Here is a 26,824-nt window from a genome sequence, read left to right as displayed (position 1 = left end):
CGCAAGGTCAGGGGCTTTTGCGTTGCCGGGGGTGCACCAGAGGGTGCACGGGACCCACAACCCGGGCCGGTGAGTGCGCACCGCCCATCCCGTCACTCACCGATGTGGCGGGGGTGCACGCCCGTGCACCCCCGAACGGGACCCGCCCCGAAACCGCACAGACCCGACGCATACGGGCATCGGTAGATCAGTCGGGCACCCGTCCTGGCCTGCGCAAAGATCTTCGAGGACCTTCGCGGATTCCCTTCGCTTCGGCCCGCACCCAAGCGATGGTCCACCCATGGCAACCATCAACCAGCGCACCCTGGCCGACGGACGCACCCGCTACTGGGTCAAATGGCGGCTCGGCGGCACCCGTGGCGGAGCGCCCCAGTCCGAACCCTTCGACACCCGCGCCGACGCCCACACCTTCAAACTCCACGTCGAAGCGGCCGGACACCACTGGCCCGAGAACTGGATCCCCCGCCAGGGCTGGGCCGAGGGATGGGTCCCCGGCCACGGCTGGATCAACACCTCGCAAGACGACGAGCCCGAGGCCGAACCCGTCATCTTCGCCGACTTCGCCCGCGAGCTCATCGACTCCATGACCGGCATCGAGGAACGCACCCGCGCCGACTACCATCGCGAACTCGAACTCCACCTGATCCCGCACTTCGGACAGGTCAACCTGCGCGACGTCACACAGCTCAAACCCAAGGACGTGCGCGCCTGGGTCAACCAGCTACGCACCGGAACCCCCGACCCCAAGGCCACCTACCGCACTCCCAACCCCAGCCGGGGCCGCAGGAAGGAACCCGGGTGGTTGCGCAAACCCCTGGCGGCCAAGTTCATCCACAACCTGCACGGGCTGCTCTTCTCCATCTGCGAGGCCGCCGTGCGCGAGGACCCGCCCATCCGGCCCTCCAACCCCGCCGCCCGCACCCGGCTGCCCCGCGCCGACCACGAGGCCGACACCGAGATGTGTTTTTTGACCCGCGAGGAGTTCACCCTGCTCCGGGACTCGATGCACCCCGACGTACGCGACATGGTCGAGGTGTTCGTACGCACCGGCATGCGCTACAGCGAACTCATCGCCCTGCAAGTCCGCGACGTCAGCTTCACCCCGACCATCGACCACGACGGACAGCAGCAGGTGCGCGGGCACCTGGACGTACGCCGGGCCTGGAAGCGCGGACCGAGCAACACCTTCCATCTGGGAGCACCCAAGACCCGCAGCTCCCGGCGGCGCCTGCCGCTCTCACCCCGCACCATCGACCTGCTACGCCCCAGGTTGGAGGGCAAGAAGCCCGAGGAGTTCGTCTTCACCACCGACCAGGGGTCCTGGTGGCGGCACTCCTCCTTCTACGGCCGCCGCTGGGCACCCGGCGTCAAGGAGGCCCAACGGCGCGGGCTGGGCAAGAAGCCGCGCATCCACGACCTGCGCCACACCCACGTGGCGTGGCTGATCGAGAAGGACGTGCACGTGTTCAAGATCCAGCGCCGCCTGGGGCACACCTCGATCACCACCACCATGGACCGCTACGGGCACCTGGTCACCGACATCGACGACACCATGATCGAGGCCATCGACGGCCCGCCCACTCCCCCGGCCCCGCGCACCGACCCCGGCGGTGAGCAGCGCCTGCGCCTGATCTCCTAAAGCCCAGGGGCAGGAACGCGCGGGGCCGGTGGCGCGGGTCAGCACCCGCACCACCGGCCCCGTTGTCGGCTCCCTCCCTACCCCTGTCGCCTCCACTGGTGGGCCATTCGCCTGGAGGTGAGGGCGTGCTGGGCCGCCCCGTCCACGATCGCCTCCAGGTCGCTCGCGCTGAAGCGCACGTGCTTGCCGAGCCTGCGGTGCGCGACCCTGCGCAACCGCACCCGCTCCCGCAGCCAGGACTCGGGCACCGCCAACACCCGCGCTGCCTCGGGGATCGTCAGCAACCGCTCCGGCTGGGCATCTTTGGTTTCCTCATCACGCTGCCCGGTTTCGCCCACGCGCTCCCCCTTCGCGCTCTCCCCGCACCGCGACCCGGTAGCGGCGGCGCTCCTCCTCCGAAGCACCACCCCACACCCCGTACTGCTCGTCCAGGCGCATCGCCTCGGCCAGACAGTTGAGCTGCACCAGGCACACTCGGCACACCCGTTTGGCCGCACGCACCGAACCGCCCTGGGCCGGGAACCACAGATCCGGATCCCGGCCCCGACAGGCCGCATACCCCCACCAGCCCCCGGCCGCCCCGCCATCGGGCTCCGTGGGGCCGCCAGCGCGCCGGTGGGCCCCTGACGGCCCGCCCGCGCCCGGTGGGCGCGGCGCCGATTCCCGGGCCGCCACGTCGCGCACCGGGCCCGGACCGCCCGAGCGCGGCGCGCGGGGCCCGTCCGCCCCGTGTGTGGATTCGTCATCCATGGACACCGCCTTTCGCGCGGCCGGGCTCGGGTATCGCTGACCTCGCTTCGCGCAGCCCGGCCGGCCTGGCCATCGGCGCAGTCATGGTCGTCAGAGCAGAAGTAGAGCAAGGCTGATCTGATGACGGCTGGGTTGGCGGGGAGGGTTTCCGGCAGGCTGAGAGGCCTGCCGGGTGAGGGTGTGCGGGGGCGTTCGCGCCCCCGCACACCCGGGCCGCCGCCCGCCCTACGTGATGGAAACCGCCTACTGGGGTAGATAGCCGGGGCGGCCGCTGGACCACCCCAAAGCCCGTCTGACCTGCCGTGAGTCCAGACTCAGGGGTGGTCCACCCAAGGCGGGTCCCCCACCCGGCCCACCGGTCGGAGCAACGGCGGGACAACGGAGCGGACCTCCCATTGGCCCACTGGTTCACTGCCCGATCCGCGCCCATCAGTCTTCCTCCTCCGCCTTGCGCCACGGGTGGATGAAGCAGATATCGAGCAGACTCAGCGGACGGGGATCGGTGGCCGAACGCCACACCTTACGACCGGCTCCCAACGACGCCATCCGATGGTGGGTGCTCAGGTACACCCCCACCTGCTTGGAACAGTGCTGGGCCAGCTTCTTGGCGGCGTTGGCCTCACGCTCTTCGGAGTGCACCAGGAACAGCACCACCGAGGGCAGCCTGCTCGTCTCGGCCAGACGCGCGTACCCGTACATCTTCGTTTGGAGCTGGCTCAGCGACTCCGAGCCGGTGTCGTACTCCACGAACGCCCACAGCTTCTTGCCGCTCTGGCTCCACGACAGCAGCCCATCGGGGCGGCAATAGTTGCTGTAGTCCCGTTCGCAGGTGCGCTCGCCCTTCCATTCGCCCACCTTGGCGCCCACCTGCGGAGCACCCTGGAGAAACGCCACCCGTGTCTGGGCCAGCCCCAGGATGTGGTCCAACTTCGCGGAGAAGGCCACCGCCAGAGCCCGGTCGCCCCGGAAGTTGAGCGCGTCCAGCTCCTTGCCCTGATCCAACGCGACCAAGACCGCACCGGTCGGAGACAGGATCCAGTGGTCGGGAGCGTTGCGGTCGTGGGCGTGGCGGCGGAAGCGGTTGACTACCCCATACCGGTACAGGCTCAGCATCCGGCTGCGGGCCCGCCGCGCACCCGCGTCGGGGAAGAAGATCTGGTGCAGGTGGTGCGTGGTCAGCACCCGGTGCTCCCACAACCCGTAGAGGATGCGCTTGTCCCGGCCGGTGATCCGGGGAAGCAGGCGGACCAGGGTCTGTTCGTACTCGTTCACGGGCACCTTCCCAAGTGACGGCTGTTTTTGCCCTTCACTGAGTAAGAAGCGCGCCCCCACCCCCGGATTCGACACCCCACGCGAGAATTCCCCGAACCGAACACACCCGGGCCCGGAGCAGGAACAAGGCTCCGTGAACGGCTCGCCTCGCCTTCAGGCCCTGCTCAGAAGTGGCTCACGCCTGACTCGCCCCCGGCGTGGGCCGACCTCACAACCCCCGCCATGCAAAGCAAACGGGGCGGCGCCGACCACGGCACCGCCCCGAGGCGAGAGTGTGCGCTCAGGTAGCCAGGCTCAACCAGGTGCGCACCGCGGCGGCCAGATCATTGAACTCCCCCGACGCTTGCACCACCGAGGAGTGCTCCTTGCCGGGTCGAGACCGCTCCGCGTCGTGGAACAGATACGGGCGCACCCCGCGCACCCCGTCGTCGTCCACGCACCACCCCTGCTCCGAGGGGTGTGGCCGTCGGGGTCGCGGCACTCGCACCGGCCCCGGCTCAGGTTTGGGTTCGCCCTCCCGGGTGGCGAGTTCGGCCACCGTCCTGCTCCGCGTCACGGGAGAGGAGGCAGTCAGGGCCTTGGGGGTCGCGCGGCGCTCCAGCCCCAACCGCCCTTGGTGCCTGGGGCGGTCGGTGTTGCGGCTCGGTGGGACTTCGAGCGGGCTGCACAGCACGGCGGCCAGGACCGCGCCGAACAGCCACCGCACGCGCTGTCCCCAGCCCCGCACGGGTTTGCGGTGCCTACCAGTAGGCTTCTCCACGGATCTCCTCCTGCTCATTCAGGTGGGGATTTCAGCCCCGGCCCGGTGTTCGCCGCACCGCGTCGGGGCGCCTCCACTTCTGGGTCCTTCTTCGTTGCTCGGCATGGGCGGGTGTCTATGGCCCCGAGGCCACACACTTCCCGGGGCTGCGCTTCCCGTCCACGCCGCACAGGGCATACGGCCCTGGATCCCCCGCTGGAAACGCCGTTCCCGCGAGGGGTGGTCGATGTTCGCTTGGGTGAGCGAGGTGCTTCAACCCCTGTCGGCCACAACCCGGTGGCGGGTTTTCAGGCGGCCATCCGGGTTCGCCCGGATCGGTCGAAAGCGGCCCGGACCGTCAACCCGCCGTCGGGCTCGCGGGTGAAGTCCCAGTACAGGGCCATCGCGTCCACCAGGGCCAGGCCGTATCCGCCCTCGACGAGCAACCCCTCAGCCCCGCACTCCCCCAGCACCGGGCGCGCCTCGGGCACAGTCACCTCCTGTCCGGGGCGGGGTCCGTCGTCGGTAACACGGAGCAGGAACAGCCGCCGTCGCCGCTCGATCTCGATACGCACCCGCCCACGGGGCAACCCCGAAGCGCTGTGCTTCAACGCGTTGGTGTGCAGCTCGGAGAGTGAGACCAGCAGCGGGTCCGCGCAAGCGGGAGTGGTGCGGGCCACGTGGGTGGCCCAGCTGCGGGCGGCCTTGAGGTGCCAGAGCTGGTGCCCGCACTCCAGAGTCCCCTGGTCCGGGTCCGTGCAGCGGATCCGCCGCGGCAGGTCGAGGGGCGACCGAGTGGCAGTCATGGAATCCACCGGTTCCTTTCGTCGTCGCGCTGATGGCTGCGGGCCCGCGACAGCAAGGATGTGGCCTGGGGCAATGGCGTGTGAAGGCTGCTCGGAGAGCTCACGAATCTTCCACAGACGCTTGGAATTCTCTGGAATCCCCCACGAGCCATCGCCCCCTGTGTTCCTATGGCTACATGCACACGGACGAACGGGATCTGAAGGCATTCGGGCGGGAGCTACGCAGGTTGCGCGTGGAAGCAGAGCTGACTCAGCAGGCCCTGGCGCGAAGGATCAGCCAGCGCGGCACGACCATCAGCGATTCACACCTGTCCGACGTCGAGAACGGCCGAGCCATGGCGCGGCCCTGGTTGAGGAAGTTCCTGGACGAGGTCCTGGAGAGCGACGGCAGGCTCGACAAGCTCTGGGAGGAGCTCACGGGGTCCGGTCGCCAGGTGTGGCTGCACGAGGTCATCAAACGCACCCATGCTGCTGACGCCATCTTGGAGTACCAGCCCCTGGTGTTCCCGTCGTATCTGCAGACAGAGCAGTACGCGCACGCACTGATTCGTTACGGTTCACCATGGCTGTCCAGCAAGGAGGTCGCGGTGCTGGCCAAAGAGAGGTGCGAACGTGCCGGTCGCATGGCCCAGGCCGAGGCTCCCTCCCTGTGGCTGATCATCGACCAAAGTGTGCTGGCGCGGCGCTACGGTTCCCCGGCAATCCAACGAGCCCAACTCACCCGCGTTGCCGACCTGGTCAACAGCGAACGCCTCACCGTGCAGATGATCCCCACGAACTCCCCTCGCCACGCGGGAAACTCAGGCCCCCGTCGCATCATCACCACGGCGGACGAACCCGAGGTGGTCTACATGGAATCCGCTGAAGAGGGCCGAATCATCACTGACTCCGCTGGTATCTTTCGAAGCCGGTTGCTGTTCACCTCTCTCCAGGGGGCCGCCCGCGACCCGCAGGAGACCCTGGAGGCCATCCACGACGAGATGAGGAAGATCGACGATGAGTGACTGGCACAAGAGCAGCTACAGCGGCGGTTCGAACGAGTGCGTCGAGGCCCGGGAGCACCAAGGCGGAGCCGACGTGCGGGACACCCAGAACAGAGAATTGGGCCACCTGTCCTTCACCCGCACGGAGTGGCGATCCTTCGTCGAGACCACCCTGCACAGCCGGCGGTAATCCTTAAGCGACGACCTCGCCGCTCTCCAGGTAGAGCGTGACCCCCTCACGACGTGCACGGTCCCCTTGAGCGATCCTTCGAGCCAGCCGGGGGATCGTTACCGTCCCAATCCCGGCCACCTCATGGAATCCGCACCCGGCCAGCTCGCCCTGGTCGAGGACGATCCGGTCCAGCCAGTACTGGTCGAGCACGCCCCCGTCGAAGACAAACAGCTGTTTGTCTCCTTCAGAGGGGTTGGGCGCCCAGTCCACGACCAGCAACCGCCCGATCGGCGGGGTGATCCCCCAACTCTTCTTTCACCTCACGCGCCACGGCCTGAGTCGGGGTCTCCCCGCACTCGATGTACCCGCCGGGGATCTCCAGGTAGTCCTTGTAGGTCGGGACCACCATCATCACTCGTCCCTGTTCATCGAAGAACAGGGCACCGGCAGCCACCCGGGGGCGGGCGAAGGATTCAACGGAGTCAGAGGCCATGCCCAGACACTAACCACCTCCCCGGCCCAACAGACGTCGGAACGAAAGCCGAGGGCGGCGATCAACCCTCCTCAGGCGCCGAAGCGCAGATCCGAAATTCCGGACAGGTCGATGCCGTAGCGGCCGTAGACCTTCGTAGTGTTCTCACCCGTCAGAGACGACTCGTCGAATCCGAGCAGCGCGGCCACCCGTACCACCTCGGCGCGGCTGTCCGCTTCGATCTCCAGATACGCGGGGATCCGCGGCCAGGAGTCGATCTCCAACTGGGCCCCGTCCAGCGTGAAGCTGTGCCGTCGGTTCTCCTGGTAGGCCTTGGGCGTGTAACCGAGTTTGCCCAACAACGCGTTGGCGGTCTCGAAGTCACCGACCTCCGTCTCGGTCTCCCGGGTGCCGCCGATGGCGTCGGAGTCGATCTCCTTCACCGTGAGCGTGACCCGGCTCCCGGTGTCGCGCAGACGCACCCACCGCGACACGTCCCCGGGCTCGATGTCGTACACGTAGCGCCGCTGAAGCACCTCACCCAGGTCAGCACCACCCTTGTCGAGAATGAGTCCGGCCACCTTTTCGGAGTCGATATCCAAGACCTTGGCCTCGTATTCGATCACGCTCACGTCGTTGGGTTCCCTTCTTTGCTGTGCGCGGTCAGTGGAGAAGTCGTGGAGTCGCGGTGGTCAGCTTCCAGCCTGCCACGATCCGCCTGGCGGAATCGGAGGATCTCGGTGCTCACAGGTCCGCTGAGGAAATCGTCGATCGGCCGGCACAGGTCCATGCGCTGCAGGCACACACCGACCAGATACCGCCCTGCACGGTCCCGGTACAGGCGGAGTCCGTAGAAGCCCTCCTGGCAGTCGGTGTCGTTGTTGAACCGGCACCCCTGGCATGAGGTGGGCAGCCGCACAGGCCGGATCCATTTGACGTGGATACGTCGTGCTCCGCCGTCGATGAGGTAAGCGGTCCGTGCTCCAGAGGCTCCGGCCGTCAATCGTCTGGCCTCGGCTACCGCACCGCGTTGTCGCAGAACCTCGTTGATGGCGTCGACGGACTCCTGGCCGTGGTCAAGGGAGTTGAGCAGGCGCACGGAAAGCTGCGGTGCGTAGCTGTCCAGGAGCCGGTGGACACGTTCGATGTGGGTGTGGTCGAGCACGACGATGTTGGCACTGGCTCGGACCCGGTGCTCAACGCAGGCTTGGATAGACGCGCGCAGGGCTTCGATCTTGGCGGCGGCCTTGGCCCGGTCGCGAAAGCGCTCGTGCTGGACTTGAGCGAGTTCCTCGGGGGTCGTACCGAAGACGGAGAAGTTGACCCGGTCGAGTCCGGCTTCGGCGCAGGCGGGGATCTGACGAGCCCCGTTCTCACCGTTGGAGGTCATACACACCCGGTAGCCCTGTTCCGTAGCGAGGCTCACCAGTTCGGGCAGACGCGGGTGGAGGGTGGGCTCGCCACCGGTGAGGTGGAGTTCGGTGAATCCCATGTTCTCATCGAGGCGACGTAGGGCGTGCGAGAAGCCCTCATCGGGAGGGATGGTGCTCGGTAGAAAGTTGGAGCCGTTGGTGGCGGCGTAGATCGACGTCCGTCCGGAGCTTCCGTTGGCCTGGAAGGGGATGAGCCCGCGGTTACGGTTGTCGACCACGACGGGTGTTCCCTCGTTGTGGCAGAAGGTGCAGGTCATGCCGCAGGCGTCGAGGATCTTGACCCGCAACGTCGTGTCAGTCTCGATGTGTGTCGGCAAGAATGAAGCGAACGAGGTCGAAGGCCTGCCTGGTTCAGTTCTCATCGTTTCCACAGCGGCTCCCCGGTCAGCGAAGCTCGCGTTTTCGTGATCTCCGCCAATGCCTGAAGACCGTTGAGGTTCACACGCGCGAACTCCGCGAGCTCGAGGGGTAGGAGTCGGATGTTCGCGAGCCCTTCACGGGTGGCGGGAACAGTGACCACCTCGTAGGTGCCTCGTCCGGGCCTGGTGAGCTCGGTCCCTGTACGTCGGCTCGGGTTCATAGAGACCAGGCCAGCAACGAATACGTGCTGCAGACCGACACCTTCGCGGAGGTCATCGGTAATGAGGAAGACCTGGCGCACCCCGTCGACCTCTCCCCCGAGTTCCTCGAAAACCTCGCGGTGCAGTGCCGCCTCGGCGCCGGTGTCCTCGGGTTCCAGCCCTCCACCCACGGTGACCCAGTAAGGCTCCTGTCCAGGTTTGGTGCGCTTGATGAACACCAATCGTCTCTCACTGTCGAACAGGAGCGCGCGTGCGCTCTGTCTGACGATCTTGTCCACGAGTTCTCCAGCATCGGTCGTTGCTCTGTTCGGGACTGCGAAGAAGGTGTCTACTCACCCCCGTCGCGTTCCTCGAAATGCTCTCTGAGCAGCGGAGAACCAGCCATCCCATCCACAGTCCAATCCTTGGACACCGATCACTCGGGTGGACATAGGCTGGACAGGTGTTGGACAACCCCCCGAACCTGACCGTGGATTCCGTCGCGAAGGAAATGAAAAGCCTGCGAAGGGGCACAGGACTAGGAAACCCGACCGCCGTCTCCGGTATCTCACTTGACCTGCGATCCCACCTTCTCGGTGAAGCCGTTCCTCTCGAAGAGGAGACAAGTGCGGATCAGATCATGCTTCTGGTTCGCTCTATTTCCGCCTCTGTCGAGCTACTTGATGGCAGTTTGAGGATGTTCGTGGAGGTGGATCTGAATCTCGACCCAGAGCATGGCCACTCCACACTGACCGATCGGCAGGAATCCCTGGCCGCGCATCTCGGGTGCGCGGCGAAGACGATCAGGAGGAAATCCGAGTCAGCATTTCGGGCACTCGCTGTCCAGATCATTTCGGGAACGTCATTCGCTGCGGAGCGAACTATGGACTCCCGACGTTCGAACGTGTCAAAGGACCGGATCGATCCAGCAGGTGGAGCCCAGAAGTTCTGGAACGCCCGTCCGGGCAGCCGCATAGACATCGTCTGTTCCGAGATCCCGGAGGAAGAGAGGCCCTACTTCGCCTCGCCCTCGGACCGGAACTACCTTCGATACGCAAAGTTCGCCGACCTGGACACCCTGATCCACGTCAAGACCGGCCTCGCTCGCGTCTCACCCGGCGCCACCGTTCGAGATTTCGCCCCTTCCGAGTACCACGACGCCAACGCGGACACGCTCATCGTCATTGGCGGCCCGCCCTGGAACGCCAAGTATCGGGAGTTCCTCCCGCAGTTGCCCTTCCACTTCGAACCGAACGCCCTCGGTGAGGATGACCCCCTGGTCATCCCCCACCTGGGGCAGTTGGTCATGGGCCCGGTTTGGAGCCCAGCGAGGGACCTGTTGGAGGACCTCGCGGTCATGTCCCGGCTCACTCTCGCCCAGGGCACCGTGGTGTACCTGCTGGGAGGATGTCTGACGCTAGGAGTTCTGGGAGCGGCCAAACTCTTTCTGCACGGCCCGCAGAGCGCACGCAACATCGAGTACATGGCTGGCGAGGTCGGACAGGACGACTTCGTCCTCGTCTCCGAGGTCCGCCGGGTCGGCGGTCTCACCGACACCCTCGACCTCACCACCGCCGGTCCGCTGCTGCTCATGACACGGGCCAACAACGCTCCCTTCGACGTACTCGCCGACAACAGCCAGCGATACGAGGGAGTGATCGCGGGCTCATGAGGAATGACGTGACAGTCCAGCCCCTCCTGCTCACCTATGTGGTGAACCTTCGGCGACGGACCGACCGGAGGAAACGCATGGAAGAAACCCTCCCGAAGCAGCTACGCTCACGTTTCAGCTCTGACTGGGACGGTCCCTTCGACGGCTGTTCCCTAACGGCGCAAGACATTGCCCGGTTCGGTCACCGAGTCTTCCCCTGGAAGATCGCCTCGGAGAACCCTTGGTGGAGTCGGCCTTTGAAACTCGGCGAGGTGGGGTGTTCGCTCGCCCACCTGGCGTGCTGGGAGGACGCCGAAGCGACAGGCTCGGAACCGTACACGCTGGTACTCGAAGACGACGCCGTACTCGGTGAGGACTTCCTTGCCAGGTTGCAGGAAGGGCTTCGAAGGCTGGAAGCCGCCGAACTCCCCTTCGATCTTCTCTATCTGGGCCGGGTCCCCCTACGGCCGGACACCCCCAGCCGCGTGGACGGGTTCGTCGTCCCCGGGTACAGCCACTGCACCTACAGTTACGTCCTGAGCCGTTCCGGACTCAAACACGTGCTGGCTTCCCGATTGGGTGACGCCGTGATCCCGGTCGACGAGTTCCTTCCCGCGCTCTACACGGATCATGAGCGTATCGACGTGCGGGCCCGCTTCCCCCGGTGTCTCAACGCGCTCGCCTTCGAACCGCCTCTGGTGACCCAGCTTCCGAAGGACGAGGCCGGGAGCGACACGGAAGAGTCGCCCTTCCTCGGTGAGGAAGCCGCGACCTGGTCAGCGCCCAGGGACACTTGACCAGTGCCTGATGAGGTTCCGCAGCCGTTTCCCCGGCCATTCGCTGATCGGGGTGAAGTCGTTCATGCCGACGGCGACGTGCTCGGCCGGAACGTCTCGGGTGACTGTCGCACCGGCCGCGACGTAACTCCTGGGTCCGACACTCACTCCCCCAACGACCTTCGCCCCGTACCCGACCACAGACTCCTGGTGGATGCGCGGTGACGGCTCGTCCACGTCCCACCAGCCTTCGTGTGGCCTGGTGTACTCGTGCACGAGGTCTCCCATCATCGTGCAGTCGTCTCCGATGACGACGGCGTCGCACACGAAGCCAGCGATCCTTCCGCGTGCTCCGATCGTCACTCGGTCGCAGACGTAGGCACCGTAGATGAGGCGGCTGTCAGGGCCTACACGGGTGTCGTAGCCGACTCGGGTGCGGTCCTCGAGCATGCAACCATCTGCGATGGACACGCCTTCGTAGATCACGACCTGGTTCAGGATCAGACAGCGTTTCCCGACTTGGACCGCTGATCCCGGCTCTACTGCCTCTCCCCGCTGGAAGGCCCGCAGGCGATCCTCCTTGGGCACACCGATCGCGCACTGCTCACCGATGAGGCAGTCCTCGGCCGCTTTGACCGGCCCGTGCAGGCTCTGCGGTGCCATCAGATCCGCTTCATCCGCGCCTCGAGCCAATCCGCCGATACCCGGATGGCTTCGTCCTCCCGTTCGGTCGAGTCGAAGCCGTGATCAGATCCTTTGACCGTGTGGAAGTCCGTGTTACTCCGGGAGAAGGCCGCAGCGCGGGCGATGTCGTAGGAGACGTAGGTGTCCTGGTCCCCGTGCACCACCAGCGAGGGAATCGGAGATGAGGTGTAGGCGCTGAGCGGGTCGTACAAGCTGAACTCGCGCCACATGACCGGGCTGACGGGGAACTCGCCATCGATCAACAGTCGACCGTTGGCGTGCAACTCCCGCTGCTGCTCGGGGCTGAAGTTCTCCACACCCCAGGGCAGCTCCGGGTTCAGAAAGGTGTGCCCCAGGTCGAGCACGGGGTTCCACAGGACGAGGGAGTCGATGCGGTCTCCGAGTACCGGCAGCAGGAGTGAGGAGGAAACCGCCCCGAAGCTCGCTGCCAGGACAGAGAGCGGTCCAGGCCATTGGTCCCGGGCCTGCTCGGCGACCGACTGGAGATCGATGATCTCGCCGGTGACGGTCACCCCCCGGGGCGTCCCGCCACTCTCGCCATGACCGCGGTAGGAGAACCGGATGACGTTGAAGCCCCTGTCGGACAGGGTTTCAGCCAGGCGGACGAACATGCCGCCCTCGTCCTTGTCAACGGTGATCCCGTGCGCCTGAACAACGGTTCCGACCGGATCAGCTTTAGCGGGATGAAGAACCGTGTCGAGGGAAACGCCGTCGGCGCTGACTACGTCGAGGGTACGCATGCGCTGAAGTTCCTAAGTCGTGGATCCGGAAAGGGCCCGCTCTGGGAGCTTTGGAATCTACTTCCAACCGATCACAATTTCTGGATGGCGGGAGCAGGAAGCAGTCCAACAAAGGTACTCGTGAGCCTTGGGGCACACGCCCCTCGCTCGGACTCTTAGACGGCTGCACGCCGCCTTTCGCGCCTGGCCCGCGCTCGTCAGGCGTTGAGCCGCTCCAACGCCGCGCGCAGGCGCTCCAGCGTGCGCTCCCTGCCCAGCAGTTCCAGCGATTCGAAGAGCGGCAGCCCGACCGTGCGGCCGGTCACCGCTACACGGACCGGCGCCTGAGCCTTGCCGAGCTTGAGCCCTTGGGCGGCCCCTGCCTGCTCAAGGGCTCCCTTGAGGGCCTCGGCCTCCCAGGTCAAGGACTCGTCCGAGTAGGTGGCGATCGCGGCGGTGAGCATCTCCGCACCGATCCCGGGCTTCATGGCCTTGGCCCAACTCTTCTCGTCGAAGACAGGCGAGTCCAGGAACAGGAAGTCGACGTTGGGCACGATCTCACTGAGCACCGCCACCCGGCTCTGCGCCAGCGGGGCGATCTGCGCGAACACGTGCGCGTCGAAATCTTCCGTCCGCCACGGCAACTCCTCACCCTCCAGGTAGGGAGCGCAGCGCTTGACGAACTCATCCACGTCCAAAGCACGGATGTAGTCGCCATTGAAGGCCCGCAGTTTCTTCTCGTCGAAGAACGCCGGCGAGGAGTTGACGTCGGCCAGGTCGAAGAGCGGGATCATCTCCTCGATCGGCATGATCTCCCGGTCCTCGCCCGGCGCCCAGCCCAGCAGCATCAGGTAGTTGACCATGGTCTCGGGCAGGAAGCCCTCGGCCTGGTAGGACTCCATCGCGACCTTGTCACGCCGCTTGGACAGCTTCTGGCGCTTCTCGTTCACCAGTACAGGGGCGTGCGCCCACACCGGCGCCGTGTGCCCCAGCGCCTCCCACAGCAACTGCTGCTTGGGGGTGTTGGACAGGTGCTCCTCACCCCGGATGACGTGCGTGATACCCATCTCGACGTCGTCCACCACGTTGGCCAGGACGAACAGGGCCGTGCCGTCACCACGGGCGATGACGAAGTCCTCCAGGGCCTCGTGCGGAAACTCCACCCGGCCCCGGATCTTGTCCTCGACCACGGTCGGGCCGTCTTCGGGAATGCGGAAGCGCAGAGCCCGTCCCGGACCGGCCTCCAGGCCACGGTCGCGGCAGAACCCGTCGTAGCCCAGGTTGGGATTGTCCCGGCGGGCCTGGACCTGCTCGCGCTTGCAGTCGCAGTAGTAGGCCAGCCCTTCCTTCAGCAGGCGTTGGGCGGCCTCGGTGTGCTTGTCCGCGTAGTCGGTCTGGGAGTAGGGGCCCTCGTACTGGGTGGAGTCCACACCCAGCCAGGCCATCGCCGCCAGGATGCCCTCGGTCCATTCGGGGCGGGAGCGGGCGGCGTCGGTGTCCTCGATCCGCAGCACCATGGCGCCGCCGGATTGTCGTGCGACCACCCAGTTCAGCAGCAGCGACCGGGCGTTGCCCACATGGAACATGCCGGTCGGGGAGGGTGCGAACCTGGTGCGAATCGAGGTGTCAGTCACCCCACAGAGCCTAGCGCGATCCGCGGCTGTAACAGGTCTGAACAGCGCCCCGGACTACCTGCCCACTGGAGTGACAGAGCTTCAAGAACTGATCGTCACCCTTCAGCGGTCACACGGGATCGATAGCATCGGTGGTGCTCCCGAGTCCTCAGAACACACGCCCACAGGTATATCCCGGAGGTTCAGCGTCCATGGCCCCCAGCAGCGCTGGCAACGCGATCGATCAGCTACGCAAGCACCTGACCGGAGCCACGCGCCTGGACACACTGTCAGAGTCGTTCTCCCTTTTCGTGTATGAAGCGCTACAGAGCGAGCTGGCTCAGGTCGACCTGCGCCTGCTTCTGCACCAAGAAAGCCAAGAGGGGTTCACCCTCAACGGCTTTGAGAGGGAGAACCTCAAGCGGGCTCGGCTCGATCAGCACCGGCTTGCCCGAGCGTTCGTTGGCTGGGCCGAAGAACACCTCCAGGCCAGGACGCTCAACCGACGGACACGCAACGCTTGGACCAGCATTGAGGGGCCGTTCCCTTACGCGGTCGAACAGGCCGGGTTCGATGCTGAGAGTCTCGGCCTCGTGGCATCCGATGATCTGCACTTCCTTCACCCTTTCACCGACGAGGACAAGGTGGCGCAGACCGTCGTCAACTTCGATCGGATGTGGCACGACGACGCGAACTCTCAGCCGGTCCAGGAGGAGTTCCTCGACGCCGCCCGAGCCCTGTTCGAGGACCGAGCCCCAGAGTCGGTCTACCTGCGCATCCTGATCGCCTTGTTCAAGGACTTCATCGAGGAGTCCGGTGAAGAGACCATCGAACGCGGCAAGACGGGCTTCTATGACTCCGCTGTCTGGAACAAGCTCTACAAGTTCCAGCGTGACGGTGTACTCGGCGCGATCGAGAAACTGGAACGGCACAACGGCTGCATCATCGCCGACAGTGTCGGACTAGGGAAGACCTTCGAGGCGCTCGCAGTCATCAAGTACTACGAGCTGCGGAACAACCGAGTCCTCGTTCTGGCGCCCAAGCGGCTCAGGGAGAACTGGACGATCTATCGCTCGAACGACTCGCGCAACCCCTTGAGCAAGGATCGTTTCCACTACGACGTGCTCAATCACACCGACCTCAGCCGCGTACACGGGCTGTCAGGCGATATCGACCTGGCCAACATCAACTGGGGCAACTACGACCTCGTCGTGATCGACGAGTCCCACAACTTCCGCAATAACCCGCAGGTCAAAGACCGCAAGACGCGATATTCGCGCCTCATGGACGAGGTCTTCAAGGCTGGTGTCAAGACCAAGGTCCTGATGCTCAGCGCCACACCGGTCAACACCCGTCTGGCCGACCTGAAGAACCAGGTCCTGTTCGTCACGGAAGGCGACGACGAGGCGTTGACCGCTGATGGGATCAAAAGCATCGGTTCGACCCTGTCCAAAGCCCAGCGGCACTTCAACGGATGGCAGAACACACCCGCGCAAGCCCGGAGCACGAAGTCCCTGGTCAACACACTCGGCATGGACTACATCCGGTTGCTGGACCTGGTCACGATCGCTCGTTCACGCAAGCACATCGAGAAGTACTACGGGATCGAGGACGTGGGGAAGTTCCCCGAGCGCCTGGCACCGATCAACCTCAGCCCGTCGATCGATTCGCACAACGCGATGATCCCCCTGGAGGAGATCAACCAGTCGATCCTGCGCCTGAACCTGGCAGCGTACAAGCCCATCTCCTACGTCAACGCGAAACACGTTCAGCGTTACGCGGAGAAATACGACCAGCGGGTACGTACGGGCGGTCAGCGTGTATGGAAGCAGACCGACCGCGAGAACAACGTGGTGCACCTGCTACGTGTGGGACTCCTCAAGCGCCTGGAATCCTCCGTCAACTCCCTGAGGGAGACCCTCGGCAAGATCCTCGGCACCATCGACAGGGCGATCGCTGGCATTGACACCTTCGAGGCGTCCGGTGTCGAGGGGACCTCGATCGACGGTTTCGCCGACTTGGAGCAGATCGACCTCGATGACCCCCAGTTCGAGGACACCGTAGGCGGCAAGGTCAAGGTGTTCCTGGCCGACATCGACCGGATCCGCTGGCGGCAGGAGCTGGAACAGGACCGCAAGACGGTGGAAGCCCTGCTGACCGAAGTACAGGCCGTCGAGTCTCCCCGCGATGCCAAGCTTGCCGAGCTCAAGCGGTTCCTTCGTGACAAGGTTGAGAACCCCACCAACGGCGACAACCGCAAGGCCCTGGTGTTCACCGCGTTCAGTGACACGGCCGAATACCTCTACCAGCACGTGGCCGGCTGGGCCCGTGACGAGCTGGGCGTACACGTGGGGTTGATCACCGGGCAGACCTCCCGAACCACGCTCCCGATGAAGCGCAAGCACATGATCGACCTGCTTACCGCGTTCTCCCCTCGCTCCAAGGGCGGTGAGCCGGACTCCCCGCAGATCGACATCGTGATCGCCACAGACACGATCTCCGAAGGCCAGAACCTTCAGGACTGCGACACGGTGATCAACTACGACATCCATTGGAACCCTGTCCGCATCGTGCAGCGGTTCGGGCGCGTGGACCGGTTGGGCACCACGAACACCAGCGTCCAGCTGGTGAACTTCTGGCCCAACATCGATCTGGACGCCTACATCAACCTCGAATCCCGCGTATCCAGTCGAATGACACTCCTCGACGTCTCCGCCACCGGCGAAGAGAACCTTCTGGACGTCAACTCCGACGATATGAACGACCTCGACTACCGGCGCAAGCAACTCGAGCGGATGCAGACCACCGCCCCCACCATGGAAGATCTCTCCGGAGGCCTGAGCATAACCGACCTCACGCTCTCCGACTTCCGGATGGACGCGGCTGCACGCCCACGCAAGGAGGTCCAGGAGATCGCGAAGTGGCCCAAGGCGCTGTTCGGCGTCACCCGCTTCGACAAGACCCTCACAGACGACGGTCTCTCCCCTGGTGCGGTATTTCTGCTGCACGTGCGCGACAACGCGTTTACCTTCTCCAGGGCCTACCCGCTGGCACCGTATGTGCTCGCCTACGTGACTGACGATGGCGAGCTCGCGCACCCCATCGAAGAACCGAAGGTAGCCCTCGACGTACTGCGCCGCCACTGTCACGGCAGCACCGAACCTGAAACCACCGTCCTCGCTGACTTCACCAAGGCCACCAGGTCCGGAAAATCCATGCAGCACTACCGCGACCTGCTGGACGCGGCAGTCCGAGCAGCCTCCGGCAAAGCCGAAGAGAGCATGGTCGCCTCTCTCTTCTCCGCGGGCCCCTCCCAACTGGGGGCGGAGAAGGCTGTACCCGGACTGGAGGCCGTCGACGTGATCGCGTGGGTCGCGGTGATCCCATGAGTGACGTTTTCACCGGTCACAGAGCTGCAAGCTTGCTAGGGTTGCCGGATGCGGCACGTCAACGTCAGCGCGTCACCAAGAAGATGCTCGCTGCGCAGTTCGAAGAGCACTCCCCAGCTGACGCACGTCTGATCAACCAGGCTGTTCAATCCGCCTGGGTGTCCGGCATGCTCCGCCCGACGACCATCCAAGTGTCGACGTACGAAGATGACGAGCGCGCTGTCACCGATATCCCGGTCTTGGACATCTCCCTGGTCGAGAAGATCACCGGCAGCAAACGCAACCGTGTGATCGAACTGATCCACCGCAGCATGGCTAGACCCGTGGTGTTACTCGTTTCCGTACCCGCCGGCACAGAGATCCTCTCCCTCGCTCTCAGCCATGTCAGCCGAACCGATCCCACTCGTTCGTCCTCTGTCATCGAGGAACACCTCATCGTGCCGACCGATCAGATCGCCCCTGGCTCCCTCCACCTGGAACGGCTCGACCGTTCGAACATGTGGGCTCTGTACCGTGACCTCGCCCGTACGGCCGCAGCCGGTGGTCACCCCGAGAGCGCGGCCTTGCAGGCCGACGAGGCCATCGGATTACGCAGACAACTGACCGAGCTGGAGGCTGGGCTGGTAAAGCTCCTGCGTGAAGCAGGTCAGGCGAAGAACACCCAACACCGCATCGATCTGAGAATTCAGTCGAAGCAGATCCAAGCGAAGATCAATCGTGTCAGAGGTCTCCTCTACGGTCCTGGCTACAGCGATGGCCGCCCCTGAGGGACCCTCCCTCACCCCATATCAATACAAGAAGGGCATCCTCGTGACTCTGGAATTCGAACCGGTCAGTGATCTGTCCGGCCCGGGAGAGGCCAAGTCGAACCTCGACCTTTTGGCTCGCCTGTTCCCTGACGCGATGGTCGACGGCACCGTAGACCTCGACGTACTCCGAGACTTGCTGGGCAAGGACACCTCTTCCCACAGCACCGAGGCATTCGGGCTGCGCTGGCCGGGGATGTCCGAAGCCCGCCGCCTGTCGACGGTCCCCGCTACAGGAACACTTCTTCCGAAGCCAGAAGACACGGAGTCTGTGGACTGGGACACCACACGAAACATCGTGATCGAGGGAGACAACCTCGAGGTCCTGCGCCTGCTGCGCCGCGGCTACACGAACAAGGTCGACGTGATTTACATCGACCCGCCCTATAATACGGGCAATGACTTCGTCTATGACGACAAGCGCACCACCACCCAGGTCGAGCACGAGACAATGTCTGGTCAGCGAGACGAAGAGGGCCTCCTCCAGACCGGTGTAGGATCCGACCGCGCTGAGGACCGTAAGGCCGGTGCCTCCAAGCACAGTGCGTGGTTGTCGATGATGTATCCGCGCCTGCTTGTCGCCCACCATCTCCTCAAGGAGACAGGTGTCATCATCGCGGCCATCGACGACACCGAGCACGCGCGACTCAAGCTACTAATGGATCGTGTTTTCGGGGCTGAGAATTTCATTGCCAACGTTATTTGGCAAGGCGGTCGAAAAAATGATTCTCGATATATTTCTGTAGGCCATGACTATATGCTGATCTACGCAAAGAGCGAAGGAACACTCCGCGAACATAATATTCGCTGGCGCGAAACCAAAGAGGCTGTCGACGAAGTACTAGATGAGGGAGCTCGCGCCTGGGAAGAGTCCAAGCATGACGAAGGATCAGCACGCAAGATCATGCAAAAATGGTTCCAGTCCCAGCCAAAAGATTCGCCAGTTCAGGCAATGGGACGTTATACATACTTCCTTCCAAATGGCGACCTAGCACGCGACAGTGATATTTCTTGGCCGAGTGCTGGGGGACCGAAATATGATGTGGCACACCCGACAACTGGAAAACCCGTCCCAACCCCGGAAACAGGGTGGCGATACTCAACCCCAGAGCGCATGAAAGAAGCAATTGAAGCTGGCGAAGTTATCTTTCGCGAGGACCACACCAAGCCCATCGCTTTGAAAAAGAGACTTGAGAACACTAAAGGACAGGTAGCACTTTCTGTCTTTGAACGCCAGCGCACACATGCAGGACGTCGAATCAAGGAACTCTTCGAAGGAGATTCCCCATTTGACTTCCCGAAGGACACCGAGGTGGTCGGCCGCTGGATCAACCTCGTAACAAAATCAAAATCGGATGCACTGGTTCTTGATTTTTTCGCAGGTTCTGGTTCAACCGGTCACGCAGTCATGGACCTTAACGCTACCGATGGCGGTAACCGCCGTTACGTCCTGGTCCAGCTCGATGAACCCGTCGACCAGGACGGGTACGACACCATCGCGGACATCACCCGCGAACGGCTGCGCCGTGCCGGAGCTCAGATCGCTTCGAAGCTGACCTTGGACACCGCGCACGTAGACACCGGTTTCCGCTCCTACCGCCTCGCCTCCAGCAACGTGAAGCCCTGGGACGGCGCCCCAGACCAGCTCAACCTGCTTGCATCCGTCGACAACCTTGTCGAAGGTCGCACCACCAACGACCTCCTTGTCGAGATGATGCTGCGCCTAGGTGTCGATCTGACCACCCCGGTGGAGACCCGTGAGGTTGCGGGCAGCACCCTCTACAACCTTTCAGGGGTTTTGTTCGCCTACTTCGGCACCGAGATGAACGTAGACCGGGCCAACGAAATCGCCCAGGCTTTGGTCGCTTGGCGTGACGAGGACCCTGCGGACTTCGACACCACGGTCGTCGTGCGTGACACGGGGTTCGTCGACTCCGCCGCCAAGCTCAACTTCGCCGCGGCTCTCGAGCAAGCCGGTTTCACCACGCTGCGGAGCATCTGAATGAAGTTTTCCTTCGACGCCAAACTCGACTATCAGCGACAGGCCATCGACGCTGTCACCGGCCTGTTCAAAGGCCAGGAGTCCCTGAGCTCTCAGTTCACCGTGCATGCCCACCCCTCCGCTCGCACGGGGATCGAGGGAATGTCCGAGCACGGTCACGGCAACATGCTGCGCTTGGACTCGGAGACGATCCTGGCCAATTTGCGGGACGTGCAGAACCGTACCGGTCTCGTACCGGAACCATCGCTGGACTCGATGAACTTCACCATCGAGATGGAGACCGGCACCGGTAAGACGTACGTCTATTTGCGCACCATCTACGAACTCAACCAGCTCTACGGGTTCACCAAGTTCATGGTGGTGGTGCCCTCGGTGGCCATCAAGGAGGGTGTCCAAACCTCCATCCGGATGCTACGAGATCACTTCGCGACCTTGTACGGCAACCCCCCGATGAACTCTTTCCAGTTCGATGGTGGCAACCCGTCCCGGGTGCGTTCGTTCGCGACCTCACCGAGCATCGAGATCATGATCGTCACGATCGCCTCGATCAACAAGCAGAGCAACAAGATCCACCAACCGGCCGAGGATCTCGACTTCGAGGTTCCCGCTGATCTGATTCGTGCCACGAATCCGATCATCATCGTGGACGAGCCGCAGAGCGTGTACGGCGATAGCGGAAGCGGAAAGAAGAGTGGCGCGGGCCGGAAGGCGCTGGAGGGTTTCAACGCTCTGGCCACATTGCGCTACTCGGCGACCCACTCCCGGAACGACAAAGCCAACCTCGTCTACCGTCTGGACGCCATCGCCGCCTACGAGAAGCAGCTGGTCAAACAGATCGAGGTCGACTCCCTGGAGACCTCCGCCAGTGGAACCACCCCTTACGTCAAGCTGCTCGATGTGAAGCGAAACCTCACGGCTCGTGTCCAAGCGGACGTCGAGCAGGGCAATGAGATCAAGCGCAAGACCATCACGGTCGATACCGGGACACGCAGCAATCTCGCGGACGTGACCGGCCGTGACCTGTACAAGGACCTGACCGTCACCGCCATCAACGCGGCCCCCGGGCAGCAGAGCATCTCCTTCGACACCGTCTCTCATCCGTTGAGGGCAGGCGAAAGCCTCGGTGACGAGGTCAGTGTCGAAGAGCGCGCGCGTCAGATGATCGCCCAGACGATCCGGCAGCATTTGCGCAAGGAGCAGGAGTTCGCTCTTCACGGGCGCGAGATCAAGGTCCTCAGCCTTTTCTTCGTCGACTCCGTTGCCAAGTATCGCGAATACGGCCCCGATAACGAGCCGCTTTCTGGCGAGTACGCGCGGATCTTCGAGGAGGAGTACACGCGCATCGCCTCCGAACCGGAGTTCAACACTCTGCTGGGCGAATCCGCGGCCGAATCGATCGCGAGAAAATCGCACGAAGGGTATTTTTCCGTGGACCGCCGCAAGGGTGGCGCCGAGGTCCTGGTGGACACCAAGGAGAACTCGGAGAATTCGGAAAAGGGACGCCAGCAGGCTGGGCGCGCTTACGAGAAGATCATGCGAGACAAAATCGGTCTGACCACTCCGGGCACCCCGCTTCGTTTCATCTTCAGCCACTCAGCGCTGCAGGAAGGGTGGGACAACCCCAACGTCTTCCAGATCTGCGTCCTGCGGAACATGGGCACCGAGCGATGGCGGCGTCAGTCCATCGGCCGTGGTCTACGCCTGTGCGTGGACGGTTCCGGCAATCGTGTGCAGGGCTTCGACGTCAACCGCCTCACGGTGATCGCGAACGAGTCCTACGAGGAGTTCGCCGACCGCCTCCAGCACGAGATGGCTGAAGACCTGGGTATCCGTTTCGGGTACATCAGCATGGAGGGCCTCTCTCGTCTGCCCGTGAAAACCGAGGACGGGAGCAGCGTGCCCGTGGGCGCGGCCGCCGCAGAGGGTCTGTACCAGGCGCTGCTGCATGAGGGCTATATCGATGGCAAGGGGAAGGTTCAGGAGAGCCTGCGCCTCACTGTGCGGGCGGAAGACTCCAACCTCGAAAATCTCGTGAGTGGTGTTGTGGACTCCCCAGCCGCCGTCAAGGCGGTACTCGGTTTCATCAAACGCCTGGTCCGTCCTGTCGACGTCAAGAAGGCCGGGGAACGCATCTCCGTACCTCTCGTCAAGGAACGGCTGGAGAGCCCCGAGTTCCAGGAACTGTGGGACCGCATTCGGCACCGCACGGAGTACCGTGTCGAAATCGACGAAGCGGATCTACGTGCCTCGATGGTCAAGGAGCTGCGCGGCATGCCCGCAGTGCCCAAGCGTCGGGGTGAGTGGACCACGCACCGCGTGGAACGGATCGATCAGAGCGGGCTGGCCGCGGAGGCCTCCGAGACACGGCGCGCTGACGTCACCTACGCCGACAGTGAAAACCTGCCCGACATCCTGTCCGTTCTCTCAGATCGCACTCAGCTGACCCGGGCCACTCTCGCCCACGTGCTCACGGAGTCCGGTACGCTTCCCCAGTTCCGCTACAATCCGCAGGCCTACATCGATCAGGTGACCCGACGCATCAATGTCACCAAGGAGAATTTCCTGGTCGAGGGGCTGCGTTATGAACTGGTGGACGCCTCCCGGCCAGATTCCGAACGCCGGTACTCGCTCGCTCTGTTCAGCGAAGCCGAGATCGCTGGCTATACCGGCGCTGGAGGCAACATCGTCTCCGATGCCGACGGTAACGCCATCTCCTTCGGGAAGAAGTCCGTCTATCAATACCTGGTCGTCGATTCGAAGGTTGAGAAGGACTTTGCGCTGGGGCTGCTCAAACGCTCCGAGGTCAAGGCGTTCGTCAAACTTCCAGCCTCGTTCACGATTCCCACTCCTCTGGGGCGCTACAACCCCGACTGGGCGTTGACGGTGGAACGTACCGACGGAAGCCGCTACATCGTGTTCGAGACCAAGGGCGTCAGCGAGGAAGCCCTCCTTCGCCCTGCGGAACAGGGCAAGATCGCCTCCGCCCGCATCCACTTCGATGCGGTGAAGGACGGCATCGGCATCGACGATCTCGAGTATGCGGTCGTCGACGGCATCAAGGGGGCTACCGCGGCGATGGAACGAGAAGATCAGCTATAGCCTCACTCAGCCAGAAATGGGCACCCAGCGGGGCGTAACTTACGGGACAGTCCTTGCCGCCCTGCCCCGTGTCGCCGATAGGGTCTTCGATCTCCACGAAGACGCTGTGGCGAAGCCCTGGGAGTACGTGTACCGCCACCCCTCCTGTAGGAAGAGAACCGCGGTTGAAACCCTTACAACCCGACGACCCCTCTTCGATCGGTTCTTACCGCTTGGAAGCACGTTTGGGCACCGGGGGCATGGGCCGGGTCTACCTGGCCCGCACCCCCGGTGGTAGGCGCGTGGTGGTCAAAACCGTTCTCCCCGAACACATTCACGACACAGAATTCCGTACTCGCTTCGCCCGTGAGGTCGAAGCGGCCCGGCGCGTGGGCGGATTCCACACGGCACAGGTCGTGGACGCCGACCCTCATGCCGACAGTCCGTGGATCGCCACCGCCTACATTCCCGCGCCAACACTCGAGCACAGGGTGCGTGAGCACGGTCCCCTCGACACCTTCGAGATGAGAAGCCTGGCCACCGGACTCGCGGAAGGGTTGGAGGCAATCCATGGCTGTGGGCTCGTGCATCGTGACCTCAAACCGGCCAATATCCTCATGGCCGACGACGGTCCACGGATCATCGACTTCGGTATCGCCCGCCCCTTGGGCGATACCGGTTTGACCCTGGCCGGCGCGGTCATCGGCACCCTCTCCTACATGTCCCCGGAGCAGGCACGGGGTTCTTCCGTCGGACCCGCCGGTGACGTGTTCTCCTTCGGCACTGTTCTCGCCTTCGCCGCGACCGGAGACAACCCCTTCTCCGCCGACACCTTGGCGGCCGTGGTGTTGAAGGTCATCACACCCGCCCAGGCGCCGTCTGCCCTCCCAGTGGATCTGAGGTCTCTCGTCTTCGACTGTTGGGATCACGATCCGAGTAAGCGCCCCAGACCGCGCGACATCATCGGCCGTTTCTCGCCCAGCCCGCTTCCTGCCGCAGGCGAGTCGGATCCCGTACGTGTTGGAGCAGGAGACCCGCCCGACCGTACTTTTCTGGCCCCGACCCTTCTCCGGACCATCCGGGCCAAGGAGCGAGGACCAAAGAAGGAAAGGAAGGACGATCACCCCGGAGCCCCTGATGCCCCGGAGACGACCAGTCTGAGGAGGAGTAGCAGGGAAACCACCGCCGCCATCAGCAACTTATCCCGCAGAAAGACCTCCCGCCGTCTCCTCATCCTGGGAGCCTGCGCGGTACTCGTCATAAGCTTGGCCTGCTGGCCCGTCCTCTCCGGGCGGGAGGAAGCACCTCCCACGATTGAGCCCGTCCTTGTCGCGGACACAATCACAAGCTCCCACGAAGACGAGGAGGAGGCACAGCAGGGCATCGTGTCCATGGAGCTTAGCCCGGACGGGACCATCCTTGCCGTACAGGACTATTTCTACATCTCTCCTGGCTTCCTGCGCCCCATGACCGATGCAAGGTACGTCCGGCTCTTGGACGTCAGAACCGGGAAGATCATCACCACGCGCAAGGCGGAGGAGAGCGTCCTGTTCAACGGCGTCGTCTTCACACCCGAAGGAGCCCCGCTGGCCATTGAGAGGGATCGTGAAAGTACCTGGCTGAGGAATATCTCGACCGGAGAGATCACCTTCACACTCGACGAGGAACAGGGCAGGTTGGAGGCCGTGAATTTCGGCGCGGACAGGACCGTGTATGCCACAGAGGATTCCGACGACCGTGTCCACCTGTGGAGCATGGAGACCGACGAGCCCTTGTCCACCCTTCCCGAGTACGACGGGTTGGCTTTCGTGGGTCCCTTCTCCCCCGACGGATCCCGCCTCGTCGTCCGGCGGAGTGAAAGCCTGCTCATTTGGGATGTCGATTCCGGCGAAGAGATCGCCACGACCTCCGGGGACGCGACGCGGTTCGAGCCGCCGGTCTTTTCCCCGGACGGCTCCGCGATCGCAGCCGGTGACGCCGACGGCACTGTCCATCTGTGGGACGCCGGCTCTGGGGAACTTCTCTCCAAGTTCACCGCATACCCGGAATCCCTCTGGAGGAATTTCATCGGCCGAGAAACCGTCGGATCCATCGCCTTCTCTTCGGATGGGACCATGATGGCCTCCGACGGTGAGGGCAGCGAGGTACACATCTGGAATGTGCAGACGGGCGCACATGTCCTCACCCTGGCGGGGCCCGATGGTGAAACGGGGGCGTTGCTCTTTGGGCCCACCGGGGAGAGTGTTGTGACCTCGGGGGAGAACAGAACGATCCTCCGGTGGGACCTTCCCTGAACCTCCTGTGGACGGTCCATAAAAAGAACACCGTGGCCGATCGTACACCCGTGAGGGTGCACGAGTCAGACCGAAGGTGTGCACCCAGAGGGTGCACACTCACCAGCGCAACGCGGGGCAACGCAGCACAACCGAGGGAACACCTCCCCCACTACCTGCAACTTCTCGTATCACCGCAGTTCAGGCCGCTCCCCCACCAGCATTCAAGTCCCGTCACTCACCCCAGAGGCTCAAGCCCCTGACCAGCGGAAACGCGCAACGGTCAGGGGCTTTTGCGTGTTCGGGGGTGCGCCAGCGGGTGGTGATCGATGCCGAGCACGGTGCGGTGCCACCGTCGATCCCGTCGAACTCGACGCTCCGGGACCTGCTCGAACAGCTGGACACCCCCACCGATGTCGTTGACGCCTTCACTAACGAAGTCGCCGCCGCTCCAGCCGATCAGACCGAACGGACTCGTCTCTCCCCGCCGACCGTGACCTTCGGAGATCTGACGCTGGGCGTCGGCGCCGACATCGCCCGATCGCTGGAGCCAGCCGGTACACGCTCGGCGGGTCCTGGAGGGAGCGTCCTCGTGGCGCCCACGTTCGCCGCACCCCGCGACACTCTTCGCCCCAGCGCGTGCGGGCGTCCGGGGTAGGCCGCTCTCCACCTGGTGCTCGGCCAGGACCTCCACGCCCCCGGGCTTGCGAAACCCCCGGATCCTTCGGAGGCAGGCACTGCGGCAGGGGCTGTGTCGGTGCTCACAGGAAAACCGGGATAAACCCTCCCACCTGCTGTAGTACGGGTGTACTGGTCAGACAGATGTATGTGTCAGAGACTTGACTGTGGCACCATGGATGAGGTGAACCGACAGGCCAATTTCGCACTCGCCCCTTCATCTCTCACCGACGCGCTGTACCAGTCCCTGCGCCGCCGCATCGTCAACGGGGAGATCGCAGCCGGTGAGAAACTCACCGAGCACCGGA

The 26,824-nt window shown here is 64.0% G+C and carries 23 protein-coding genes; 10 read left to right on the top strand and 13 right to left on the bottom strand.

Annotation, left to right across the window (positions count from 1 at the left end):
- Positions 1-280: 280 nt before the first annotated feature.
- Positions 281-1,639, top strand: coding sequence for a tyrosine-type recombinase/integrase (locus D452_RS0109035; RefSeq protein WP_017543831.1), 1,359 nt, complete (start codon positions 281-283; stop codon positions 1,637-1,639).
- Positions 1,640-1,716: 77 nt separating this feature from the next.
- Here D452_RS0109035 and D452_RS0109030 read toward each other — a convergent pair whose 3' ends face one another.
- From D452_RS0109030 to D452_RS0109010, 5 genes are all read right to left on the bottom strand, one after another.
- Entirely contained in the window at positions 1,717-1,977 is a 261-nt protein-coding gene (locus D452_RS0109030; protein WP_017543830.1) for a helix-turn-helix domain-containing protein, read from the bottom strand.
- On the bottom strand, positions 1,955-2,389 hold the full coding sequence (locus D452_RS29515; RefSeq protein ID WP_040693439.1) for a WhiB family transcriptional regulator: 435 nt from the start codon (positions 2,387-2,389) through the stop codon (positions 1,955-1,957). Before D452_RS29515 ends, D452_RS0109030 begins: the two co-directional genes overlap by 23 nt.
- A 429-nt stretch (positions 2,390-2,818) precedes the next feature.
- Positions 2,819-3,661, bottom strand: coding sequence for a replication-relaxation family protein (locus D452_RS0109020; RefSeq protein WP_017543828.1), 843 nt, complete (start codon positions 3,659-3,661; stop codon positions 2,819-2,821).
- Between the two features lie 280 nt (positions 3,662-3,941).
- Positions 3,942-4,421 (bottom strand): hypothetical protein, encoded by a 480-nt coding sequence (locus tag D452_RS30285; RefSeq protein WP_152498546.1) that lies wholly within the window; start codon positions 4,419-4,421, stop codon positions 3,942-3,944.
- A 287-nt stretch (positions 4,422-4,708) separates the two neighbouring features.
- The gene (locus tag D452_RS0109010) at positions 4,709-5,215 is read right to left on the bottom strand and encodes an ATP-binding protein (protein ID WP_017543826.1); all 507 of its coding nucleotides are present in this window, start codon (positions 5,213-5,215) and stop codon (positions 4,709-4,711) included.
- 167 nt (positions 5,216-5,382) lie between these two features.
- Between D452_RS0109010 and D452_RS0109005 the strand changes: the two genes are divergently transcribed.
- On the top strand, positions 5,383-6,210 hold the full coding sequence (locus D452_RS0109005) for a helix-turn-helix domain-containing protein (RefSeq protein WP_017543825.1): 828 nt from the start codon (positions 5,383-5,385) through the stop codon (positions 6,208-6,210).
- Positions 6,203-6,379 carry a DUF397 domain-containing protein gene (locus D452_RS29510; RefSeq protein WP_017543824.1) on the top strand — a complete coding sequence of 59 codons (177 nt, stop codon included), beginning with the start codon at positions 6,203-6,205 and terminating at the stop codon, positions 6,377-6,379. Before D452_RS0109005 ends, D452_RS29510 begins: the two co-directional genes overlap by 8 nt.
- A 3-nt stretch (positions 6,380-6,382) precedes the next feature.
- Here the strand turns inward: D452_RS29510 and D452_RS31840 are convergent, their stop codons facing one another.
- The 5 genes from D452_RS31840 to D452_RS27990 all read right to left on the bottom strand — a co-directional run bounded on the left by D452_RS31840 (position 6,383) and on the right by D452_RS27990 (position 9,125).
- The gene (locus D452_RS31840) at positions 6,383-6,571 is read right to left on the bottom strand and encodes a hypothetical protein (RefSeq protein ID WP_338042023.1); all 189 of its coding nucleotides are present in this window, start codon (positions 6,569-6,571) and stop codon (positions 6,383-6,385) included.
- 34 nt (positions 6,572-6,605) lie between these two features.
- Positions 6,606-6,854 carry an NUDIX hydrolase gene (locus D452_RS31835; protein ID WP_338042022.1) on the bottom strand — a complete coding sequence of 83 codons (249 nt, stop codon included), beginning with the start codon at positions 6,852-6,854 and terminating at the stop codon, positions 6,606-6,608.
- A 71-nt stretch (positions 6,855-6,925) separates the two neighbouring features.
- The gene (locus D452_RS0108990) at positions 6,926-7,465 is read right to left on the bottom strand and encodes a class IV adenylate cyclase (RefSeq protein ID WP_017543823.1); all 540 of its coding nucleotides are present in this window, start codon (positions 7,463-7,465) and stop codon (positions 6,926-6,928) included.
- Complete coding sequence (locus tag D452_RS27995; RefSeq protein WP_051061276.1) at positions 7,462-8,628, bottom strand: radical SAM protein; 1,167 nt, start codon at positions 8,626-8,628, stop codon at positions 7,462-7,464. Before D452_RS27995 ends, D452_RS0108990 begins: the two co-directional genes overlap by 4 nt.
- Positions 8,625-9,125 (bottom strand): NUDIX domain-containing protein, encoded by a 501-nt coding sequence (locus D452_RS27990; protein WP_017543821.1) that lies wholly within the window; start codon positions 9,123-9,125, stop codon positions 8,625-8,627. Before D452_RS27990 ends, D452_RS27995 begins: the two co-directional genes overlap by 4 nt.
- A gap of 164 nt (positions 9,126-9,289) precedes the next feature.
- Between D452_RS27990 and D452_RS0108975 the strand changes: the two genes are divergently transcribed.
- Complete coding sequence (locus tag D452_RS0108975) at positions 9,290-10,498, top strand: hypothetical protein (RefSeq protein ID WP_239646355.1); 1,209 nt, start codon at positions 9,290-9,292, stop codon at positions 10,496-10,498.
- Between the two features lie 8 nt (positions 10,499-10,506).
- Complete coding sequence (locus D452_RS0108970; RefSeq protein WP_239646354.1) at positions 10,507-11,274, top strand: glycosyltransferase family 25 protein; 768 nt, start codon at positions 10,507-10,509, stop codon at positions 11,272-11,274.
- Here the strand turns inward: D452_RS0108970 and D452_RS0108965 are convergent.
- From D452_RS0108965 to gltX, 3 genes are all read right to left on the bottom strand, one after another.
- Positions 11,254-11,916, bottom strand: a complete 663-nt coding sequence (locus tag D452_RS0108965) for a DapH/DapD/GlmU-related protein (protein ID WP_017543818.1) — start codon at positions 11,914-11,916, stop codon at positions 11,254-11,256. The two genes, D452_RS0108970 and D452_RS0108965, sit on opposite strands and share 21 nt — an antisense overlap.
- Positions 11,916-12,698, bottom strand: a complete 783-nt coding sequence (locus D452_RS0108960; protein ID WP_017543817.1) for an alpha/beta hydrolase — start codon at positions 12,696-12,698, stop codon at positions 11,916-11,918. The genes D452_RS0108965 and D452_RS0108960 overlap by 1 nt, the downstream gene beginning before the upstream one ends.
- Before the next feature lie 197 nt (positions 12,699-12,895).
- Complete coding sequence (gene gltX / locus D452_RS0108955) at positions 12,896-14,311, bottom strand: glutamate--tRNA ligase (RefSeq protein ID WP_017543816.1); 1,416 nt, start codon at positions 14,309-14,311, stop codon at positions 12,896-12,898.
- A gap of 191 nt (positions 14,312-14,502) precedes the next feature.
- Here gltX and D452_RS0108950 point away from each other — a divergent pair, with 191 nt between their 5' ends.
- From D452_RS0108950 to D452_RS0108930, 5 genes are all read left to right on the top strand, one after another.
- Positions 14,503-17,679, top strand: a complete 3,177-nt coding sequence (locus D452_RS0108950) for a helicase-related protein (RefSeq protein ID WP_026129114.1) — start codon at positions 14,503-14,505, stop codon at positions 17,677-17,679.
- The gene (locus D452_RS0108945) at positions 17,676-18,446 is read left to right on the top strand and encodes a DUF4391 domain-containing protein (protein WP_083927474.1); all 771 of its coding nucleotides are present in this window, start codon (positions 17,676-17,678) and stop codon (positions 18,444-18,446) included. Before D452_RS0108950 ends, D452_RS0108945 begins: the two co-directional genes overlap by 4 nt.
- A gap of 43 nt (positions 18,447-18,489) precedes the next feature.
- Positions 18,490-20,487: a site-specific DNA-methyltransferase gene (locus D452_RS29505; RefSeq protein WP_160167873.1), complete on the top strand. Its 1,998-nt coding sequence runs from the start codon at positions 18,490-18,492 to the stop codon at positions 20,485-20,487.
- Positions 20,488-23,586, top strand: coding sequence for a restriction endonuclease (locus D452_RS0108935; RefSeq protein ID WP_017543811.1), 3,099 nt, complete (start codon positions 20,488-20,490; stop codon positions 23,584-23,586). It abuts the gene before it with no gap.
- Between the two features lie 164 nt (positions 23,587-23,750).
- Complete coding sequence (locus tag D452_RS0108930; RefSeq protein WP_026129113.1) at positions 23,751-25,859, top strand: WD40 repeat domain-containing serine/threonine protein kinase; 2,109 nt, start codon at positions 23,751-23,753, stop codon at positions 25,857-25,859.
- Positions 25,860-26,824: the final 965 nt, after the last annotated feature.

It is taken from the genome of Nocardiopsis prasina DSM 43845, assembly GCF_000341265.1.
Lineage (GTDB): Bacteria > Actinomycetota > Actinomycetes > Streptosporangiales > Streptosporangiaceae > Nocardiopsis > Nocardiopsis prasina.
The sequence above is the reverse complement of the archived record's forward strand: the minus strand, read 5'-3'. Positions and strand labels throughout refer to the sequence as shown.

Excerpts from the sequence above, each read along its gene's own strand:
- D452_RS27995 (WP_051061276.1), bottom strand. The coding sequence starts at position 8,628 with ATGAGAACTGAACCAGGCAGGCCTTCGACCTCGTTCGCTTCATTCTTG.
- D452_RS31835 (WP_338042022.1), bottom strand. The coding sequence starts at position 6,854 with ATGGCCTCTGACTCCGTTGAATCCTTCGCCCGCCCCCGGGTGGCTGCC.
- D452_RS29510 (WP_017543824.1), top strand. The coding sequence starts at position 6,203 with ATGAGTGACTGGCACAAGAGCAGCTACAGCGGCGGTTCGAACGAGTGC.
- D452_RS29515 (WP_040693439.1), bottom strand. The coding sequence starts at position 2,389 with ATGGATGACGAATCCACACACGGGGCGGACGGGCCCCGCGCGCCGCGC.
- D452_RS0108935 (WP_017543811.1), top strand. The coding sequence starts at position 20,488 with ATGAAGTTTTCCTTCGACGCCAAACTCGACTATCAGCGACAGGCCATC.
- D452_RS0108965 (WP_017543818.1), bottom strand. The coding sequence starts at position 11,916 with ATGGCACCGCAGAGCCTGCACGGGCCGGTCAAAGCGGCCGAGGACTGC.
- D452_RS0108950 (WP_026129114.1), top strand. The coding sequence starts at position 14,503 with ATGGCCCCCAGCAGCGCTGGCAACGCGATCGATCAGCTACGCAAGCAC.
- D452_RS0108960 (WP_017543817.1), bottom strand. The coding sequence starts at position 12,698 with ATGCGTACCCTCGACGTAGTCAGCGCCGACGGCGTTTCCCTCGACACG.
- D452_RS0109035 (WP_017543831.1), top strand. The coding sequence starts at position 281 with ATGGCAACCATCAACCAGCGCACCCTGGCCGACGGACGCACCCGCTAC.
- D452_RS0108945 (WP_083927474.1), top strand. The coding sequence starts at position 17,676 with ATGAGTGACGTTTTCACCGGTCACAGAGCTGCAAGCTTGCTAGGGTTG.
- D452_RS0109005 (WP_017543825.1), top strand. The coding sequence starts at position 5,383 with ATGCACACGGACGAACGGGATCTGAAGGCATTCGGGCGGGAGCTACGC.